The sequence below is a fragment of the Pseudomonas sp. BT-42-2 genome (assembly GCF_025847435.2).
Lineage (GTDB): Bacteria > Pseudomonadota > Gammaproteobacteria > Pseudomonadales > Pseudomonadaceae > Aquipseudomonas > Aquipseudomonas urmiensis.
This window is the reverse complement of the sequence record NZ_JAOYTM010000008.1, coordinates 352201-371213: the sequence shown is the minus strand read 5'-3', so window position 1 is coordinate 371213 and position 19013 is coordinate 352201. Positions and strand designations below refer to the sequence as shown.

At 62.3% G+C, this 19013-nt stretch carries 19 protein-coding genes; 10 read left to right on the top strand and 9 right to left on the bottom strand.

Annotated elements, in window-relative coordinates:
* Positions 1 to 7: 7 nt before the first annotated feature.
* The 3 genes from gcvT to OIU19_RS10125 all read left to right on the top strand — a co-directional run bounded on the left by gcvT (position 8) and on the right by OIU19_RS10125 (position 2274).
* Positions 8 to 1132 (top strand): glycine cleavage system aminomethyltransferase GcvT, encoded by a 1125-nt coding sequence (gene gcvT, locus OIU19_RS10135; RefSeq protein ID WP_264234901.1) that lies wholly within the window; start codon positions 8 to 10, stop codon positions 1130 to 1132.
* 347 nt (positions 1133 to 1479) lie between these two features.
* Positions 1480 to 1692 (top strand): cold-shock protein, encoded by a 213-nt coding sequence (locus OIU19_RS10130; protein ID WP_186556447.1) that lies wholly within the window; start codon positions 1480 to 1482, stop codon positions 1690 to 1692.
* A 93-nt stretch (positions 1693 to 1785) separates the two neighbouring features.
* Entirely contained in the window at positions 1786 to 2274 is a 489-nt protein-coding gene (locus tag OIU19_RS10125) for an RDD family protein (protein WP_186556448.1), read from the top strand.
* A 210-nt stretch (positions 2275 to 2484) separates the two neighbouring features.
* Here the strand turns inward: OIU19_RS10125 and lptG are convergent, their stop codons facing one another.
* Together lptG and lptF are read right to left on the bottom strand one after the other, a co-directional pair.
* Positions 2485 to 3546, bottom strand: a complete 1062-nt coding sequence (gene lptG, locus OIU19_RS10120) for an LPS export ABC transporter permease LptG (protein WP_264234879.1) — start codon at positions 3544 to 3546, stop codon at positions 2485 to 2487.
* Positions 3539 to 4654 carry an LPS export ABC transporter permease LptF gene (gene lptF, locus OIU19_RS10115; RefSeq protein ID WP_264234878.1) on the bottom strand — a complete coding sequence of 372 codons (1116 nt, stop codon included), beginning with the start codon at positions 4652 to 4654 and terminating at the stop codon, positions 3539 to 3541. Before lptF ends, lptG begins: the two co-directional genes overlap by 8 nt.
* Before the next feature lie 284 nt (positions 4655 to 4938).
* On the opposite strand from lptF, the gene OIU19_RS10110 reads away from it, so the two are divergent.
* From OIU19_RS10110 to rlmF, 5 genes are all read left to right on the top strand, one after another.
* A complete protein-coding gene (locus OIU19_RS10110) occupies positions 4939 to 6429 on the top strand; it encodes a leucyl aminopeptidase (RefSeq protein WP_264234877.1) in 1491 nt (496 codons plus the stop codon).
* 50 nt (positions 6430 to 6479) lie between these two features.
* Positions 6480 to 6908, top strand: a complete 429-nt coding sequence (locus OIU19_RS10105; RefSeq protein ID WP_264234876.1) for a DNA polymerase III subunit chi — start codon at positions 6480 to 6482, stop codon at positions 6906 to 6908.
* A 5-nt stretch (positions 6909 to 6913) separates the two neighbouring features.
* Positions 6914 to 7285, top strand: coding sequence for a DNA polymerase III subunit chi (locus tag OIU19_RS10100; RefSeq protein ID WP_264234875.1), 372 nt, complete (start codon positions 6914 to 6916; stop codon positions 7283 to 7285).
* Between the two features lie 296 nt (positions 7286 to 7581).
* Positions 7582 to 10428, top strand: a complete 2847-nt coding sequence (locus OIU19_RS10095) for a valine--tRNA ligase (protein WP_264234874.1) — start codon at positions 7582 to 7584, stop codon at positions 10426 to 10428.
* 110 nt (positions 10429 to 10538) lie between these two features.
* Positions 10539 to 11495 (top strand): 23S rRNA (adenine(1618)-N(6))-methyltransferase RlmF, encoded by a 957-nt coding sequence (gene rlmF, locus OIU19_RS10090; protein WP_264234873.1) that lies wholly within the window; start codon positions 10539 to 10541, stop codon positions 11493 to 11495.
* A gap of 50 nt (positions 11496 to 11545) precedes the next feature.
* On the opposite strand, the gene OIU19_RS10085 is transcribed toward rlmF, so the two are convergent.
* Positions 11546 to 11827: an HU family DNA-binding protein gene (locus OIU19_RS10085; protein WP_186554000.1), complete on the bottom strand. Its 282-nt coding sequence runs from the start codon at positions 11825 to 11827 to the stop codon at positions 11546 to 11548.
* Positions 11828 to 12230: 403 nt separating this feature from the next.
* Here OIU19_RS10085 and yejK point away from each other — a divergent pair, with 403 nt between their 5' ends.
* The gene (gene yejK, locus OIU19_RS10080; RefSeq protein ID WP_186554001.1) at positions 12231 to 13238 is read left to right on the top strand and encodes a nucleoid-associated protein YejK; all 1008 of its coding nucleotides are present in this window, start codon (positions 12231 to 12233) and stop codon (positions 13236 to 13238) included.
* On the opposite strand, the gene OIU19_RS10075 is transcribed toward yejK, so the two are convergent.
* The 4 genes from OIU19_RS10075 to OIU19_RS10060 all read right to left on the bottom strand — a co-directional run bounded on the left by OIU19_RS10075 (position 13219) and on the right by OIU19_RS10060 (position 16155).
* Entirely contained in the window at positions 13219 to 13533 is a 315-nt protein-coding gene (locus OIU19_RS10075) for a GIY-YIG nuclease family protein (RefSeq protein WP_264234872.1), read from the bottom strand. The genes yejK and OIU19_RS10075 overlap by 20 nt on opposite strands.
* A 41-nt stretch (positions 13534 to 13574) precedes the next feature.
* A complete protein-coding gene (locus tag OIU19_RS10070; RefSeq protein ID WP_264234871.1) occupies positions 13575 to 14045 on the bottom strand; it encodes a nuclear transport factor 2 family protein in 471 nt (156 codons plus the stop codon).
* 164 nt (positions 14046 to 14209) lie between these two features.
* Complete coding sequence (locus OIU19_RS10065) at positions 14210 to 15490, bottom strand: MFS transporter (protein WP_264234870.1); 1281 nt, start codon at positions 15488 to 15490, stop codon at positions 14210 to 14212.
* Positions 15491 to 15504: 14 nt separating this feature from the next.
* Positions 15505 to 16155 carry a FadR/GntR family transcriptional regulator gene (locus OIU19_RS10060; protein WP_186554004.1) on the bottom strand — a complete coding sequence of 217 codons (651 nt, stop codon included), beginning with the start codon at positions 16153 to 16155 and terminating at the stop codon, positions 15505 to 15507.
* Positions 16156 to 16298: 143 nt separating this feature from the next.
* Here OIU19_RS10060 and OIU19_RS10055 point away from each other — a divergent pair, with 143 nt between their 5' ends.
* Positions 16299 to 16448: a hypothetical protein gene (locus OIU19_RS10055; RefSeq protein ID WP_264234869.1), complete on the top strand. Its 150-nt coding sequence runs from the start codon at positions 16299 to 16301 to the stop codon at positions 16446 to 16448.
* A gap of 72 nt (positions 16449 to 16520) precedes the next feature.
* On the opposite strand, the gene hisC is transcribed toward OIU19_RS10055, so the two are convergent.
* Both hisC and hisD read right to left on the bottom strand, forming a co-directional pair.
* Complete coding sequence (gene hisC / locus OIU19_RS10050; protein ID WP_264234868.1) at positions 16521 to 17567, bottom strand: histidinol-phosphate transaminase; 1047 nt, start codon at positions 17565 to 17567, stop codon at positions 16521 to 16523.
* A gap of 2 nt (positions 17568 to 17569) precedes the next feature.
* On the bottom strand, positions 17570 to 18895 hold the full coding sequence (hisD, locus tag OIU19_RS10045) for a histidinol dehydrogenase (protein ID WP_264234867.1): 1326 nt from the start codon (positions 18893 to 18895) through the stop codon (positions 17570 to 17572).
* Between the last annotated feature and the right edge of the window lie 118 nt (positions 18896 to 19013).

The following is a 19013-nucleotide window of genomic DNA, read 5'->3' as shown; positions in this document are numbered from 1 at the left end:
GGAGTAGCTGATGTCCGAAACACTGCACAAGACCCCACTGCACGCCCTGCACGTGGAACTGGGCGCACGCATGGTGCCGTTCGCCGGCTTTGAAATGCCCGTGCAGTATCCGCTCGGGGTGATGAAGGAACACCTGCACACCCGCGAACAGGCCGGCCTGTTCGATGTTTCGCACATGGGTCAGATCCGCCTGCTCGGCGCCGACGCCGCCCGTGCCCTGGAAACCTTGGTGCCGGTGGATATCGTCGACCTGCCGGTGGGTATGCAGCGCTATGCCATGTTCACCAATGCAAGCGGCGGCATCCTCGATGACCTGATGGTCGCCAACCTGGGTAACGATGAGCTGTTCCTGGTGGCCAACGCCGCCTGCAAAGAGCAGGACCTGGCCCACCTGCAACAGCACATCGGCAACCGCTGCGACGTCCAGCCGCTGTTCGAAGAGCGCGCCCTGCTCGCCCTGCAAGGCCCAGCGGCGGTCACGGTGCTGGAGCGCCTGGCACCCGAAGTGGCTGGGATGACCTTCATGCAGTTCCGTCCCATCACATTGCTCGGCCAGGACTGCTACATCAGCCGCTCGGGCTACACCGGCGAAGACGGCTACGAGATTTCCGTGCCTGCGGCCGGTGCCGAGGCCCTGGCCCGTCGCCTGCTGGCTGAACCTGAAGTCCAGGCCATCGGCCTGGGCGCGCGCGACTCGCTGCGCCTGGAGGCCGGGCTGTGCTTGTATGGCCACGATATGAACAGCGCCACCACACCGAACGAGGCCAGCTTGCTCTGGGCCATTTCCAAAGTGCGTCGGGCCGATGGTGCGCGCGCAGGTGGCTTCCCCGGCGCCGCTGCGATCTTCGCCCAGCAGCAGCAAGGCGTGGCCCGCAAGCGTGTCGGCCTGTTGCCGCAAGAACGGACTCCGGTGCGTGAGGGCGCCGAAATTGTCGACGAGGCCGGCAACATTGTGGGCGCAGTGTGCAGCGGCGGCTTTGGCCCGACACTCGGTGCACCGCTGGCAATGGGTTATGTCGATAGCGAACATGCCGCACTCGATACCTCGCTGTATGCCCTGGTCAGGGGCAAACGAGTTGCCTTGAAAGTCAGCAAAATGCCTTTTGTCGCGCAACGTTACTATCGCGGTTGAAAGTCGTTTCGAGCAGGTGGGCAATATTCGTTTTCGAACCTGCCCAATAACTTTTGAACATGGCGCCAGCCCAGGCGCCATGCCGCCTGCAGACAAACGGGGCGGTTATCGGAAAAAGGCCGAAATCGGCGAATCGGCAGGGCTTGTTTTTGTCTTGGGAGTTGGCGTACATTCAGCTCACTGTGTTTGCATGGGTCGCAACAGTTCGTGACCTGGGCCAGTAGCTGCAATCTGCTACAACCCGTTCGACGTCTCTTACTTTCCTGCAACCCAGCCCAGTACGCTTTCGTCTATTCGATACGAAAGAAACTGTTATTACTCTCTAAAGATTCATAGGAAATAAGACAATGGCTGAGCGTCAGAACGGTACCGTCAAGTGGTTCAATGACGAAAAAGGTTACGGTTTCATCACCCCAGAGAGCGGTGCTGACCTGTTCGTTCACTTCCGTGCCATTCAAGGCAACGGTTTCAAGAGCCTGAAAGAAGGCCAGAAGGTGACTTTCGTTGCCGTCCAGGGCCAGAAAGGCATGCAGGCTGACGAAGTTCAAGCCGAAGGCTGATCTGCGTTAAAAAAGCCCCTGCATTGATCCGCAGGGGCTTTTTTATGCCTGCAATTCCATAGAATGGGCCTTTGCCATCTGGAGTTGCCCTGCATGCCCAAGCATTCCCTTTCTCCCCAGGGTGATTTCCCGCCTGTTGGCCTGGGCCGTCGCCTGGCGGCGATGTTCTATGACTTCCTGCTGTGCACCGCCCTGCTGATCGTCACTGCCGGGGTGTACAAGATGATCCAGATGGCGATCATCGGCGAGGCGCGCATGCGCGAGCTGACCGATGCCGGTGCGTTGGATGGTGATCCGCTGCTATCGACGATCCTAGTGTTTGCGTTGTTTGGTTTTTTTGCCAAGTTCTGGACCCATGGCGGCCAGACCCTGGGCATGCAGGTGTGGGGCGTGCGCGTGCAGAACGCCGATGGCAGCGCGATCAGCCTGTGGCAGGCGCTGCTGCGTTTTGTGGTATCGATCGCTTCGTGGCTGTGCTTGGGGATGGGGTTTGTCTGGTCGTTGATCGACAAGCGCAAGCGCAGCTGGCATGACATCTACTCCGAGACCCAACTGGTGCGGGTTCCGAAACAGAAGAAATAACCTGCCCAGTGGATCAGCCCCTGTAGGAGCTGGCTTGCCTGCGATGGGCTGCGAAGCAGCCCCAATAAATCTGGATAAGACACCAAGTCTGCGCGAGGCCTGTAATTTTTGGGGCTGCCTTGCAGCCCATCGCAGGCAAGCCAGCTCCTACAGAAAATTGGCCATGAAAAAGCCGACCCTAAGGTCGGCTTTTTTACATCGCCCAGGCCATCAGCCCGCTCGACGCAACAACCACACCCCAGCCAGCGCACAAACGCCTGCCGGTATCACCACCGCCAACAGCGGCGGGAAGCCAAACACCTGGCTGGATGGGCCAAGCAGGTCTTGGGCAATCCGGAACACAAAGCCCACCAATACACCAGTGAACACACGTTGCCCCAGGGTCACCGAACGCAGGGGGCCGAAGATGAACGAAATCGCCATCAACACCAACGCCGCGGTCACCGCCGGCTGCAGCACCTTGGTCCAGAACGCCAGCCAGTAGCGGGCATTGTTCAGGCCTTGGTCAGACAGGTAATGGATGTAGTCCCACAGCCCGGTAATCGACAGCGACTCAGGCGCCAGCACTACGGTATTGAGCAACTGCGGGGTTACCGATACATCCCAGCGCTCTTGCGGGGCCTTGACCACTTCGGTGTGGTCGCCACGGAAGTGGGTGGTGGTGACATCGTTGAGCACCCAGTGGTCTTCGTTGTACTTGGCCCGGCGGGCAAAGCTGGAGGTGACGATCTTGCGCTCATCGTCGAAGCGATAGCGGGTCACCCCCAACAGCAGGCCGTTAGGCTGCACCGAGTTGATGTGCACGAACTCTTCGCCCTGGCGGTGCCACATGCCGCGCTTGGAGCTCTGCGCCTCGCCACCACCCTGTGCCAGCGAGCGCTCGGCCTGACCCTTGTTTTCGGTAACCGGGGCGACGTACTCGCCGATCAGCAGACCGACCAGCATCAGCACCAGCATCGGTTTCATGACCGCCCAGACGATCCGCCCGATCGACACGCCGGCAGCCCGCATGATGGTCAGTTCGCTGCTGCTGGCCAGGCTACCCAGGCCGATCAGGCAGCCGATCAAGGCCGCCATCGGCAGCATCTCGTAGAGCCGGCGAGGCGCGGTCATCAAGACGAAGTAACCGGCGTCGAGCACGGTGTAGGTATCGCTCAGGTCGCCCATCTCATCGATGAAGGCGAATAGCGAGGCCAGGCCAAGAATGATGCCGAGCACAGCCAGGATGGCCAGCAGCACGCTCATGCCGATATAGCGATCCAGCTTAACCATGAGCCACCCCCGCACGCCGCGCAGCACGTTTGAGGCGCATTGGCTCCCAGTACATCAGGCCCAGGCCGATCAGCAGGAACAGCCCGTGCACCCACCACATGCCCAGGGCGATCGGGAGCTTGCCCTTCTCCAGGGCGCCGCGTACGGAAATCAGCATTGTCAGGTAAGCCATGTAGAGGAGGATCGCCGGCAGCAGCTTGAGGAAGCGGCCCTGGCGAGGATTGACCCGTGACAGCGGGACTGCCAGCAAGGTCACGACAAACACCAGCAACGGCAGCGACAGCCGCCATTGCAGCTCGGCACGCTCACGCAGGCCTTTATGGCCGATTAGCTCGGACGTGGGGATCGCTTCACGCTCGGTGACTTCTTCACTGACTTCAGGCTTGGGCAGCAGCACGCCGTAGGTGTCGTACTTGATCGCCCGGTAGTCGGCCTGGCCAGGGTTGCCGTCGTAGCGGTAGCCGTTTTCCAGGATCAGGTAACGGTTGCCGTCGGCCTGCACTTCCTGGTGGCCTTTTTCGGCAACCAGTACCGAAGGCGCGCGGTCCTTGGTCTTGTCGGCGTTAAAGCGCTTCTCGGAAATGAACACGCCAGCCAGATTGACCCGGTCATCGGACAGCTGCTCGGTGTAGGTCACCCGTGAGCCATCGCGCAGGGTCTGGAAACGCCCAGGCACCAGGGTGTCGAACTCGGTCAGGGCATCTTGCTGATTGATGATCTGCTGTACCTGCGACACACCTTGTGGCGCCAGGCTCAAGCTCAGCCAAGCGACCAGCAGGGCGACCAGGGCCGCTGGGGCCATGGTCATCGCCAGCAGGCGTTGCTGGCTCATGCCGGTGGCCGAGAGCACGGTCATCTCGCTCTCCAGGTACAACCGGCCATAAGCCAGCAGAATGCCCAGGAACAAGCCCAACGGCAGGATCAACTGCAAGAAACCCGGCAGCCGGAAGCCCATGATCAGGAACAGCACGCTCGGGTCGAGCACGCCCTGGGCGGCCTGTGCCAGGTATTTGATGAAACGCCCGCTCATGATGATCACCAGCAGCACAGCGCTGACGGCGCTCAAGGTCAGCAGGACCTCGCGGGACAGATAACGAAAGACGATCAAACCAGACACTCCTGGGTTGTCAGGGGCGAACAGCCAATTAATGGCTTCGGACAGCCAAGACCTATGCCGGTTCGCCAACGGCGAACCTCCATGTAAAGTGCGCGCATTATCCTGTGATTGACCTCGCCTGTCACTTGGCCGCGCATGACAGTACATATCGGGGTTGTCAGCGGCCTTGCCCCAGGCTCAAACTGGCAGCTTTTCCGCTGGCACGCGACCACGCGGCCAAGCCCGCTTCGAGCGCGCACCCATTGCGCCAACTCACAGATCTACGGGGTCCTGACATGGAACTGGTTGTAAAAAGCGTAGCTGCTGCATCGTTGAAAACCGCCACGCTGGTAGTGGCCGTCGGCGAGGGGCGCAAGCTCGGCAACATCGCCAAGGCCGTCGATGAAGCGTCCAATGGCGCCATCTCCGCCGTGCTCAAGCGTGGCGACCTGGCTGGCAAGCCTGGCCAGACCCTGCTGCTGCACAGCCTGCCGGGCCTGAAGGCCGAGCGCGTGCTGCTGGTTGGCAGCGGCAAGGACGCCCTGGGCGATCGCAGCTGGCGCAAACTGGCCGTGAGCGTGGCCAGCGTGCTGAAGAGCCTGGGTGGCAGCGACGCGGTACTGGCCCTGGACGATATCGCCGTCACTGGCCGCGACGCGCATTACGGCAAATACCGCCTGCTGGCCGAAACCCTGCTTGACGGTGACTACCTGTTCGACCGCTTCAAGAGCCAGAAGGCCGAGCCGCGCGTACTCAAGAAAATCACCCTGCTGGCCGACAAGGCCGGCCTGGCCGAGGTCGAGCGTGCCGTCAAGCACGCCAGCGCGATCGCCAGCGGCATGTCCTTGACCCGCGACCTGGGCAACCTGCCGCCGAACATCTGCCACCCAAGCTACCTGGCCGAACAAGCCAAGGAACTGGGCAAGGCCAACAAAGGCCTGAAGGTCGAAGTGTTCGACGAGAAGAAGATCAAAGACCTGGGCATGGGCGCGTTCTACGCCGTTGGCCAAGGCAGCGAACAGCCACCACGCTTGATCGTCATGCAATACCAGGGCGGCAAGAAGAGCGAAAAACCGTTCGTACTGGTGGGTAAAGGCATCACCTTCGACACCGGCGGCATCAGCCTCAAGCCAGGCGCCGGCATGGATGAAATGAAGTACGACATGTGCGGCGCGGCCAGCGTGTTCGGCACCCTGCGTGCGGTGCTCGAGCTCAAGCTGCCGATCAACCTGGTGTGCATCCTGGCCTGCGCCGAGAACATGCCAAGTGGCAACGCCACCCGTCCTGGCGACATCGTCACTACCATGAGCGGGCAAACCGTGGAAATCCTCAACACTGACGCCGAAGGCCGTCTGGTGCTGTGCGATGCCCTGACCTACGCCGAACGCTTCAAGCCGCAGGCGGTGATCGACATCGCCACCCTGACCGGCGCCTGCATCGTCGCCCTGGGCAGCCACACCACCGGCCTGCTGGGCAACAACGACGATCTGCTCGAGCAACTGCTCAGCGCTGGCAAGCGGGCCGACGACCGCGCCTGGCAGCTGCCGCTGTTCGACGAGTACCAGGAGCAGCTGGACAGCCCGTTCGCCGACATCGCCAACATCGGCGGGCCGAAGGCCGGCACCATCACCGCGGCATGCTTCCTGTCGCGCTTTGCCAAGGCCTACAACTGGGCGCACCTGGACATCGCCGGCACCGCCTGGATCAGCGGCGGCAAGGATAAAGGCGCCACTGGCCGCCCCGTGCCCCTGCTGACCCAATACCTGCTCGACCGCGCCAACGCTTGACCCCGCACGGCGGGTGCGCCGCTCGCGGCCACCCGCCAACGGACTGAACCATGAGCCAAGTAGATTTCTATATCCTGCCCACCGACTCGCTGTCGGCGCGGCTGGATTTCGCCTGCAAGCTGTGTGAGAAAGCCTGGCGCCTCGGCCACCGGGTCTACCTGCATTGCCAGGACGGCGAACAGCGTGAACAACTCAACCAACGCCTGTGGCACTTCAAGGGCGAGGCCTTCATCCCCCACGACCTGGCCGAGGCCCACGCCGACGCTGCAGTGGTCCTGGGTTTGGGGAGTGACGCCGGTGACCATCGCGACTTGCTGATCAACCTGGGCGGCGACGTTCCGGGGTTTGTCGAGCAGTTCGCCCGGGTGGCCGAGATCGTCGTCGAGGAGCCCAGCATCCGCCTTGCCGCACGAGAGCGGTTCCGTTTCTACCGTGAACGGGGCTATGCTCTGCAAGATCACCGCCTACAGCGACTTTAACGACGATGGACAAGCACTCTCCCCTGCCCGATTCTGCCCATCTGCTCGACGACCTGGAGTCGATCCGCGAGCTGTTGGGTGATGCCGACCTGCAACCACCGCTGCTGACCGATACGGTCGAACAGATTCCCCTGCTGCTGGACGAACCCGCCGGCAATGCACCGGCTGTAGCGCAGCCGGTAGCCCCTCCCACTGCCGAAGAAGAAGACCCGCAGACTCGCCGCCAGGACACCCTGCTGCGCCTGGACGCCGAACTGCGTGCCGCTGCCCAGTTGATCATGCAAGACGTGATCAACGACTTCACCCCGCATATCGAAACCGAGATCAAGCGCCGCCTCGATGCGCGTATGGAGCGCCTGCTCAAGCGCCCCGAGTAAGCCTCGAACCTGAATGTGTCCGTTGTGACCCTATCGCGGGGCAAGCCCGCTCCCACGCCTTGTCAAAGCCAAGCCTGCGTGGGAGGAGCATCTGCTCACGCGCCTTGTCAAAGCCAAGCCTGCGTGGGAGGAGCACCTCACGCGCCTTGTCAATGGGCAAGCCTGCGTGGGAGCGGGCTTGCCCCGCGATAGGGCCAGACCTGCATAACAACACCCCAGCAGCTTGTCGCTTGAAACCTACGGCTCCGTTATACTTCTCGGCTTTCCCGAATTAATGCCTAAGGGTCCCGCCGCGCATGGATAAGACCTACCAGCCGCACGCCATCGAAACTTCCTGGTACAACACCTGGGAGTCCGAGAACTATTTCGCCCCACAAGGTGCAGGCGAGTCCTACACCATCATGATCCCGCCGCCGAACGTGACCGGCAGCCTGCACATGGGCCACGGTTTCAACAACGCGATCATGGACGCCCTGATCCGCTTCCGCCGCATGCAGGGTCGCGACACCCTGTGGCAGCCCGGCACCGACCACGCCGGTATCGCCACCCAGATGCTGGTCGAGCGCCAGCTCGAGGCCAAGGGCCAGAACCGTCATGACCTGGGCCGCGAGCAGTTCCTGGAGAAGGTCTGGGAGTGGAAGGAGCAGTCCGGTGGCAACATCAGCCGGCAGATCCGCCGCCTGGGTTCGTCGGTCGACTGGAGCCGCGAGCGTTTCACCATGGACGACGGCCTGTCCGACGCGGTCAAGGAAGCCTTCGTCCGCCTGCACGAAGACGGCCTGATCTACCGCGGCAAGCGCCTGGTCAACTGGGACACCAAGCTGCACACCGCCATCTCTGACCTGGAAGTGGAAAACCACGACGAGAAAGGTCACCTGTGGAACCTGCGCTACCCGCTGGCCGACGGCGCCAAGACCGCCGATGGCAAGGACTACCTGGTCGTCGCCACCACCCGTCCGGAAACCCTGCTGGGTGACGCTGCGGTCGCGGTCAACCCGAATGACGAGCGCTACCAGGCCCTGATCGGCAAGTTCGTCAAGCTGCCGCTGGTCGGCCGCCTGATCCCGATCATCGGCGACGATTACTGCGACCCGGAATTCGGCACCGGCTGCGTGAAGATCACCCCAGCCCACGACTTCAACGACTACGAAGTCGGCAAGCGCCATAACCTGCCGCTGCTGAACATCTTCGACAAGAACGCCCTGGTACTGGCCAGTGCCCAGGCCTTCAACCTCGACGGCAGCGTCAACGAGCAGATCGACACCAGCCTGCCGGCGCAATACGCCGGCCTCGACCGCTTCGTTGCCCGCAAGCAGATCGTTGCCGATCTCGATGCCCAGGGCCTGCTGGTCAGCGTCGATGACCACGCGCTGAAAGTGCCGAAAGGCGATCGCTCCGGCACCGTCATCGAGCCGTGGCTGACCGACCAATGGTATGTCTCCACCAAGCCGCTGGCAGAACCTGCCATCGCCGCTGTGGAAGACGGTCGCATCCAGTTCGTGCCCAAGCAGTACGAAAACATGTACTTCTCGTGGATGCGTGACATCCAGGACTGGTGCATCAGCCGTCAGCTGTGGTGGGGCCACCGGATCCCGGCGTGGTACGACGAGGCCGGCCAGGTCTACGTTGGCCGCAACGAGGAAGAAGTGCGCGCCAAGCACAACCTGGGCAGCGACGTAGTCCTGCGCCAGGACGACGACGTGCTCGACACCTGGTTCAGTTCCGGCCTGTGGACCTTCTCCACCCTCGGCTGGCCAGAGCAGACCGAGTTCCTGAAGAAATTCCACTCCACCGACGTGCTGGTCACCGGTTTCGACATCATCTTCTTCTGGGTCGCCCGGATGATCATGCTGACCATGCACCTGGTGAAGAACGAAGACGGCACCCCGCAGGTTCCGTTCAAGACCGTCTACGTCCACGGCCTGGTGCGCGACGGCCAAGGCCAGAAGATGTCCAAGTCCAAGGGCAACGTGCTTGACCCGCTGGACATCGTCGATGGCATCACCCTCGAGGCCCTACTGGAAAAACGCACCAGCGGCATGATGCAGCCCAAGCTTGCCGAGAAGATCGCCAAGCAGACCAAGGCCGAGTTCCCCGAAGGCATCGCCAGCTACGGCACCGACGCCCTGCGCTTCACCTTCTGCTCGCTGGCGTCCACCGGTCGCGACATCAAGTTCGACATGGGCCGCGTCGAAGGCTACCGCAACTTCTGCAACAAGATCTGGAACGCCGCCCGCTACGTGCTGGACAAAGGCGAAGACTGCGGGCAGAACGGCGAGGCCTACGAGCTGTCGCTGGCCGACCGCTGGATCATCTCGCAGTTGCAGCGCACTGAAGCCGAAGTCACCCGGCAGCTCGAGCAGTTCCGCTTCGACCTGGCCAGCCAGGCGCTGTACGAGTTCATCTGGAACCAGTACTGCGACTGGTACCTGGAGCTGTCCAAGCCGGTACTATGGGACGAAAACGCTCCGGTCGAGCGCGCCCGCGGCACCCGTCGCACCCTGGTACGCGTGCTTGAAGTGGCCCTGCGCCTGGCACACCCGTTCATGCCGTTCATCACCGAAGAGATCTGGCAGCGCATCGCGCCGCTGGCAGGCATCGACGGCAAGACCATCATGCTGCAACCGTGGCCCGTGGCCAATGACAGCCGCATCGACGTAGCGGCCGAAGGTGACATCGAGTGGCTGCAACAGCTGATGGTCGGTCTGCGTAACATTCGCGCCGAGATGAACATTGGCCCAGGCAAACCGCTGCCGCTGTTCCTCAAGAACGCCAATGCCGACGACCAGCGTCGCTTGCAAGAAAACGAAGCGCTGCTCAAGAAGCTGGCCAAGGTCGAGTCGTTCACCGTGCTCGGCGAACAGGACGAAGCGCCACTGTCGGCCACCGCACTGGTTGGCGATCTGCAGGTGCTGGTGCCAATGGCCGGGCTGATCGACAAGGACGCCGAGCTGGCTCGCCTGAACAAGGAAATCCAGCGTCTGCAAGGTGAAGTGCAACGGGTTGGCGGCAAGCTGTCCAACGCCGCCTTCGTCGACAAGGCACCGCCTGCGGTAATCGACAAGGAACGCGCCAAGCTGGCTGAAGCCGAGCAGGCGCTGGCCAACTTCACCGAGCAGCATGCGCGGATTGCCGCGCTCTAAACCTCAGTGAAGCCATCGCGGGGCAAGCCTGCCCCCACGCCCCCGCTCCGGTATTGGAGTGCAGGCGTGGGTGCGGGCTTGCCCCGCGATGCTTTACACAGGACACCCCTATGACCGACAAACCCACCCTGCACCCGCGCAACCGCCACCAGGGCCGCTATGACTTCCCCAGCCTGATCAAGGCACACCCGGACCTGGCCCGCTTCACCATCACCAACCCCTACGGCAAGCCCAGCATCGACTTCGCCAACCCTGAAGCGGTACGGGTGTTCAACCGCGCCCTGCTCAAGGCCCAGTACGGCATCCAGCACTGGGACATCCCGGCCGACTACCTGTGCCCACCGATTCCAGGCCGCGCCGACTACATCCACGTATTGGCCGACCTGCTTGCCGAAGACAATGCCGGCGAGATCCCGCGTGGCGCCCAGGTACGTGCCCTGGACGTTGGCGTAGGTGCCAACTGCATCTACCCGCTGCTCGGCCACAGCGACTACCGCTGGCGCTTCCTCGGCTCGGACATCGACCCCAAAGCCCTGGCCTCGGCCAAAGCCATTGTCCAGGCCAACGGTCTCAATAAAGCCATCAGCCTGCGCCAGCAGAGCAACAGCAAGTACATTCTCAGCGGCTTGCTGCAGGCCGACGAACGCTTCGATATCACCCTGAGCAACCCACCCTTCCACAGCTCGCGCGACGAAGCCACCCGCGGCAGTCAACGCAAGTGGAAAAACCTCGGCAAGCAGGACCCCAAGCGCAAGTTGCCGGTGCTCAATTTTGGTGGGCAGAACAATGAGCTATGGTGCGAAGGCGGCGAGATTCGCTTCGTCACGCAGTTGATCGCCGAGAGCGCTGCCTGCGGCCAACAAGTGCTGTGGTTCACCAGCCTGGTGTCCAAGGCGAGCAATCTGCCAGGCATCGAAGTGGCCCTGAAGAAAGCTGCCGCCAAAGCGGTGCGGGTCATCGACATGGGCCAAGGCCAGAAGCAGAGCCGCATGGTGGCCTGGAGCTTTCACGACGATGCCGCGCGCCAGGCCTGGCATGCCCAGCGCCAGGGTAAAACGCAGGCGTAAAAAAACCGCGTCCGGGCAAGCCGGGCGCGGTTTTACGCAAGCGTCGACAATTACTTGTTGACGGCGTCGGTCAGGACCTTGGCAGGTACGAACTTGACGACTTTCTTGGCAGCGATTTCGATGGCAGCGCCAGTCGAAGGGTTGCGGCCGGTACGGGCAGGACGCTCGGTGACTTTCAGCTTGCCGATGCCTGGCAGGGTGATCTCAGCGCCGTTTTCCAGCTGGTCAGCAACGATCTGGCCCAGTTGCTCCAGAGCATTGCGAGCGGTGGTTTTTGGCGCGTCGATTGCTTCGGCGATGTCGGCAATCAGTTGGTCTTTGGTCAGTGCCATTGTGGTGTTCCTTCCCTAAAAATTCAGAGGTTATGCAGCGTGCTACGTCGTTATCGGGCCAGCCCGAAACTGTCCGGCGGGCCGCGCCAATCGCGTATGTAGATACGAAAATCGGCGTTTGGTTCGACACGACGCAAGCGATCTGCCAGCAATGCGCCATTCAAGGGGCGCAAGACCGCGCAAAGCTACCACAGGAATAGATAAATATCCGCTGCCAGCTTGGTTTTTATGCAGGTTTTTCGGGGGTTTACCCCGAAAACGCAAAAAATCGAACAAAAAACGCACAACCGCCATTTACGCCAACTTCTGGCCACTGCATCACCCAATCTCTGGGTTAAACTGATCGACTTTGCACAGCGCACCCTTGGCCATCGCCACGCGTGCTCCAACCTCCGAGATTTCCATGCCAATCCGTCATTGCATCGTTCACCTGATCGACAAGAAGCCTGATGGCAGCCCCGCCGTGCTGCATGCACGGGATAACGAGCTGGGCGCATCGGACGCCATCGAAAACCTGCTGGCCGACCTCAACGACAGCTACAACGCCAAGCAAGGCAAGGCGTGGGGCTTGTTCCACGGCGAATCCGGCGCCTACCCGTTCAGTGGCTGGCTCAAGCAGTACCTGAGTGAAGAAAAAGACTTTACCGCCTTCAGCCGGATCGCGGTCGAGCACCTGCAAAAACTGATGGAAGAGTCCAACCTCTCCACCGGTGGCCATGTGCTGTTCGCGCACTACCAGCAAGGCATGACCGAGTACCTGGCCATCGCCCTGCTGCACCACAGCGACGGCGTGGCGGTCAACGCCGAGCTCGACGTGACCCCCTCTCGCCATCTGGACCTGGGCCAACTGCACCTGGCGGCGCGGATCAACCTGTCCGAATGGCAGAACAACCAGGCTTCCAAACAGTACATCTCGTTCATCAAGGGCAAGAACGGCAAGAAGGTCTCGGAATACTTCCGCGACTTCATCGGCTGCCAGGAGGGCGTCGATGGCCCCGGCGAGACCCGCACCCTGCTCAAGGCATTCAGCGACTTCGTCGAAAGCGAAGACCTGCCTGAGGAGTCGGCGCGCGAGAAGACCCAGACCCTGGTCGACTACGCCACCAGCCAGACCAAAATGGGCGAGCCGGTCACCCTGGAAGAGCTTTCCAGCCTGATCGACGAAGACCGCCCCAAGGCGTTCTACGATCACATCCGCAACAAGGACTACGGCCTGTCGCCGGAAATTCCAGCCGATAAACGCACGCTCAACCAATTCCGCCGCTTCACCGGGCGCGCCGAGGGTCTGTCGATCAGCTTCGAGGCTCACCTGCTGGGTTCGAAAGTGGAATATGACGAAGAAGCGGGCACGCTGATCATCAAGGGCCTGCCGACCCAGCTGATCGATCAGCTCAAGCGTCGCACCGACTAAGACCTGGCCAGGAGGCCACCAGGGCCTCCTTGGCAGATTTGCGCAGCTTCTTCACCAGGCGCTCCTGGCGCAGTGCTTCGGCCTTGTCTGGCCATTGCTCGACATACACCAGCGCCTGCGCCGGGCTGGTCTTGAAGTAGCGCGCGCCCTGGCCTTTCTGGTGCTTGAGAAAACGTCGCTGTGGATCATCGCTGATACCGCAGTACAGCGAACCATTGGCGGCGCGCACCAGGTAGACGTACCAGGGCTTGGCGGACGGGGGGATGCCGGGCTGGGGGATAGCAGTCTCGCTCACGGTTGTATTCAAGCCAACGGGAAGGCGTCAAGCTTACCCGCTCAACGCGCCTGCTGAAACGCCCGCAAACCCTTGAACGCCTGTTGGCGAACCTTGTTCTGCAACATCGGCGACCAGCCCAGCAGCACCCCTGGCATGCCCAGGGCCTGGCGCGACCAACGCCACAGGTCGAAGCTGTCGTGGTGCTGGCTGATCAAGCCGTCGCGAATGACGAAGCGGGCCTGGATATCGTTGATCACCACCCGGCCGGTCTGGCTGAACAGGTAGGTAGCCACCCAATGCGCGCAGCCGCTGTCCTGGTTGGCACGCACGTGATCGAAGGTCAGGCTGAAATCCTTGGCGCGCGTGGTGAGCAGACGCCACATGTCGCCGGCATCCTGGCCGCGCAAGGTGCCGAAGACCGGGTCGCTGAACTCGACATCAGCGCTGTAGCAGGCCACCATCGCTTCGGCATCGAGGCGCTGGAAGGCCTGGTAGAAGCGGGTGATCAGGGCTTGGTTGGCGTCGCTCATGGGTGTGTCCGTCCTGGGGCTCAAGAGCTGAACGATAATCTGCGTTGCGGCGCAATGCCATGCCCATTTGTGTCATGAATGGATGCTGCGTCGAGCGATCGCCGGACAAGCACGCCCTACGTGGGAGCGGGCTTGTCCCGCGATAAAGCCGGTACCGACAACCGCTAAACCCGCTCGCTGACCACTTGCACATGCTGCGCACGCCCGGCTTTCAGGCCAAATACAATCGCCCCGGTACCCAGTACGGCAAAGATCCACCCCACCGCCGCCCAGCCGCCGGTCAGATCATGCACCAGGCCCACCGCGAACGGCCCCATCGAGGCCAAGGTGTAACCCACGCCTTGGGCCATGCTCGACAGGTTGGCGGCAACGTGCGCATCTTTCGAGCGCAGCACGATCAGCGTCAGCGCCAAGGCAAAAGTACCGCCCTGCCCCAGGCCCAGCAGCACCGCCCAGCCCCACAGCCCTGACAGCGGCGCATACAGGCAGCCGAACAGGCCCGCCAAGGTCACCAACATGACGATCACGATGGCCAGCCGCTGATCCTTGCCACGCGTTGCCAGCCACGGCGCACTCAGTGAACTGATCAGCTGCACGATCACCGATCCCGACAGCACCAACCCGGCCTCGGTAGGGCTCAGGCCACGACCGATCAGGATCGATGGCAACCAACCGAAGACGATGTACGCCAGCGACGATTGCAGGCCCATGTACAGCGTGACCTGCCAGGCCAGCGGGTCGCGCCACAGGCCGCGCACCTTGTAGGCCACCTTGTGGGCGCCATGGCCCTGGCGTGCCTGCGGTAACCAGACCAGCATGGCCAACAACGCCGGGACCATCCAGAAGCCCAGGCCCATTGCCCAGCTCCCGGAAAAATGCTGGCTCAACGGCACCGTGGCACCGGCGGCCATGGCCGCGCCCAGGCACAGCGCCATGGTGTAGACGCCGGTCAGTGTCCCGGCCTGCTGAGGGAAATCGCGCTTGACGATGCCAGGCAGCAATACCCCGATAATGCCGATGCTGGCGCCGGCCATCAGGCTGCCGAGGAACACCCCGATCGCGCCAAAAGCGCTGCGTACTACAATCCCCAACGCCAAGGTCAGGAGAATGCCAAGGATCACCCGCTCGCTGCCAAAGCGGCGTGCCAGCACAGGTGCCAGCGGCGCGAACAGGCCCAGGCACAGCACCGGTAAGGTGGTCAGCAAACCTGCTGCCGAAGCACTCAGACCGAGCCCCTCGGACACCTGCCCTAGCACCGGCGCCATGCTCGACAAGGCCGGGCGCAGGTTCAGGGCCACCAGGACCAGGCCCAACAGCAGGAGCCAGGGGCGCCGCAGCACCACCGGTTGCTGTTGAACCTGCTCATCATCGGCCTCGGCGTCGATCAGCAGTTCATCGAGTTCCGGCTCATGGGCAGGGGAAGTGCGCGTCAGTTGTTCGGCCATGGGGCTTCTCGTTTTCAGGATTCGATAAGGGTCCGGCTCAGGCGCTTGGCCCGCTCCGGATCACGTTGCTCGATGGCGTCGAGGATCTGCTCATGCAGGTCGAACACCGACTGGCAGCGGGGGACGGCGCTCATGTTGCGCTGCAACGCTGCCGCGACCACGCCAGAGAAATAGCGGTACAGCTCACTCAGCGCTGGGTTGTGCGCAGCGTCGACCAGCCGCTGGTGGAACACCAGGTCACAGGCGATGTAGGCGTCGAGGTCGGCATGAAAATGCGCCTCGCTGCCCTTGAGCGCCTCGCGCAGACCTTGCAAATCCGCTTCGCTGCGGCGCAGGGCCGCCAGGCCAATGGCTTCGGCCTCCAGAATATGCCGCGTCTCACGGGCCTGCTCCGGCGTGCAGCGGGACATCGCCTGCACGGCCTGCAATGGGTCTTGGGCGGTGCGCAGGTAGCTGCCATCGCCCTGGCGAATTTCCACCAAGCCACTGAATGCCAACACCCGCATCGCCTCGCGCACGGTATTGCGGCTGATGCCCAGCTCGGCGGCCAACTCAGGTTCGGTCGGCAGACGTTGACCCACCGTCCATACGCCGTCGAGGATGCGTTCACGCAGCTGCTCCACGGCCATTTCCACCAAGGAGCGACGGACTAATTCAGTTGCCATGCCCACTCACCCAATCATCCTACGAATTTTTACAGTCTACTCCAGCACGCTAACCACTGAAAACCACCTGGTAATTTTGCTAGTTGCGCGACCGGAAGGGCTTTGTGACGCTTCGCCTACCGTTCGTCAGCGAGAAATGAGTGATGCGTGACCACAGAGGCCTGGCCATAGTGATTGCTTTGGTGGCCGTGACCGCGCTGGTGTTCAGCGTGGTGATCCAAGGCCAACCCGCACAGACAAGGTCGCCGAAAACGCTATTCATCGGCATGGATGGCGCTGAGCTTGAGCGATGAAAAGAAGGCGGGACATAGGCAGTAACAACCCTACCGGCCGTTAACAGGCCGGTAGGTAGAGCGGGCGCGCGATCAGCTCAAGGCATCGATCAGCGCCTGGTTCATTTCCGGCGTGCCGATGGTGATCCGCAGGAACTGGGCGATGCGCGCTTGCTTGAAGTGCCGCACGATCACGCCTTGCTCGCGCAAACGTGCCGCAAGTTCTGCTGCGTCCTGCTGCGGATGACGGGCGAAAATGAAGTTGGCCGCCGATGGCAACACTTCGAAGCCTTTGCCCTGCAATTGCTCGACCAGCTGTTCGCGGCTGTCGATCACCTTGCGGCAGGTTTGTTCGAAATAAGCACGGTCTTCGAACGCTGCCGCCGCACCGACAATCGCCATGCGATCGAGCGGATAGGAGTTGAAGCTGTTCTTGATCCGCTCCAGCGCATCGATCAGGTCCGGGTGGCCAACCGCCAGGCCAACCCGCAGGCCTGCCAGCGAACGCGACTTGGACAGGGTCTGGGTGACCAGCAGGTTGTCGTAGCGGTCGACCAGGCTAATGGCAGTCTCGCCGCCAAAATCGATGTAGGCCTCATCGACCACCACTACCGAGTCGGGATTGGCCTGCAGCAGCTGCTCAACCACTGCCAGCGGCATCAAGCAGCCGGTTGGCGCGTTGGGGTTGGGGAAGATGATTCCGGCGTTGGGCTTTTTGTAGTCCTCAATGCGGATCTGGAACTGCTCATCCAGTGGCACCTGCTCGAAGGGGATGCCATACAAGCCGCAGTAAACTGGATAGAAGCTATAGCTGACATCGGGGAACAACAGCGGCGCGCCGTGCTGGAACAGGCCGTGGAAGATGTGCGCGAGCACCTCGTCCGAACCGTTACCGACGAACACCTGCTGCGGCTTGACCCCATAGTACTCGGCGACCGCCTGCTTGAGCCGGTCGCCATTAGGGTCCGGGTACAGGCGCAGGTTGTCGTTCAACTCACCACGCATGGCCTCCAGCGCCTTGGGCGATGGGCCGTACGGATTCTCGTTGGTGTTGAGCTTGACCAGCTTGGTCAGCTTCGGCTGCTCGCCCGGCACGTAAGGCACCAGGTCCTTGACGAAGGGGCTCCAGAATTTACTCATGCTCAGTTCCCCTTCTTGTCGGCAAGGATGCGGTATTCGGCGCTACGGGCGTGGGCAGTCAGCGACTCGCCACGGGCCAGCACCGAAGCCGTCTGGCCAAGCTCGGATGCGCCCTGCTCGGAGCAGAAGATGATCGATGAACGCTTCTGGAAGTCATACACCCCCAGCGGCGAGGAAAAGCGCGCAGTGCCGGAAGTTGGCAGGACGTGGTTGGGGCCTGCGCAGTAGTCGCCCAGGGCTTCGCTGGTGTGACGGCCCATGAAGATCGCGCCGGCATGGCGGATCTGCGGCAGCCAGGCCTGCGGGTCGGCCACCGACAGCTCCAGGTGCTCAGGCGCGATGCGGTTGGCCACTTCAATCGCCTGCTGCATGTCGCGCACTTGAATCAGCGCGCCACGGCCGTTGATCGATTTCTCGATGATCTCGGCGCGCTCCATGGTCGGCATCAGTTTGTCGATGCTCGCCGCCACGCGGTCAAGGAACTCGCCATCGGGGCTAACCAGAATGGCCTGGGCGTCTTCATCGTGCTCGGCCTGGGAGAACAGGTCCATGGCGATCCAGTCCGGATCGGTCTGGCCATCGCAGACCACGAGAATTTCCGACGGGCCGGCAATCATGTCGATACCGACCTGGCCGAACACATGCCGTTTGGCGGTGGCGACATAGATGTTACCGGGGCCAACGATCTTGTCGACCTGCGGCACGCTCTCGGTGCCATAGGCCAGCGCCGCTACCGCTTGGGCGCCGCCCACGGTGAACACTCTGTCGACGCCGGCGATGCAGGCCGCAGCCAGCACCAGCTCATTGAGCTCACCGCGCGGGGTCGGCACCACCATCACCACTTCGGCAACGCCTGCAACCTTGGCCGGGATGGCGTTCATCAGCACCGACGAGGGGTACGAAGCCTTGCCACCTGGCACGTACAAGCCTGCGCGGTCCAGCGGCGTGACTTTCTGGCCGAGCACAGTGCCGTCAGCTTCGGTGTACTGCCAGGAGTCCTGCTTCTGCCGCTCGTGGTACATACGCACGCGATCGGCGGCCTTTTCCAGCGCTTGGCGCTGGGCCGGGGTAATGCGGGTCAGGGCCAGCTCCAGGCGCTCACGGCCAAGGATCAGGTCATCGATGGAGGAGGCATCGACCCCGTCGAAACGCTGGGTGAACTCCACCAGCGCGGCGTCACCGCGTTCGCGCACCGCCTTGATGATGTCGAGCACACGCTGGTTGACCGCGTCATCGGACACACTCTCCCAGCTCAGCAGATGATCCAGATGTCGGGCGAAATCCGGATCAGCGGCGTTGAGACGGGCAATAGCAGTGGACACGGTCATGGCGAGGGCCTCGATTATTAGCGAATGCTCAGGCGCCCTAGGCTACCAGTCGATCCGCGCGGGCACCTGAGAAAAATTGGCTATGACGCGGATAGACGGGCGCGACAGCGAAGGTCGC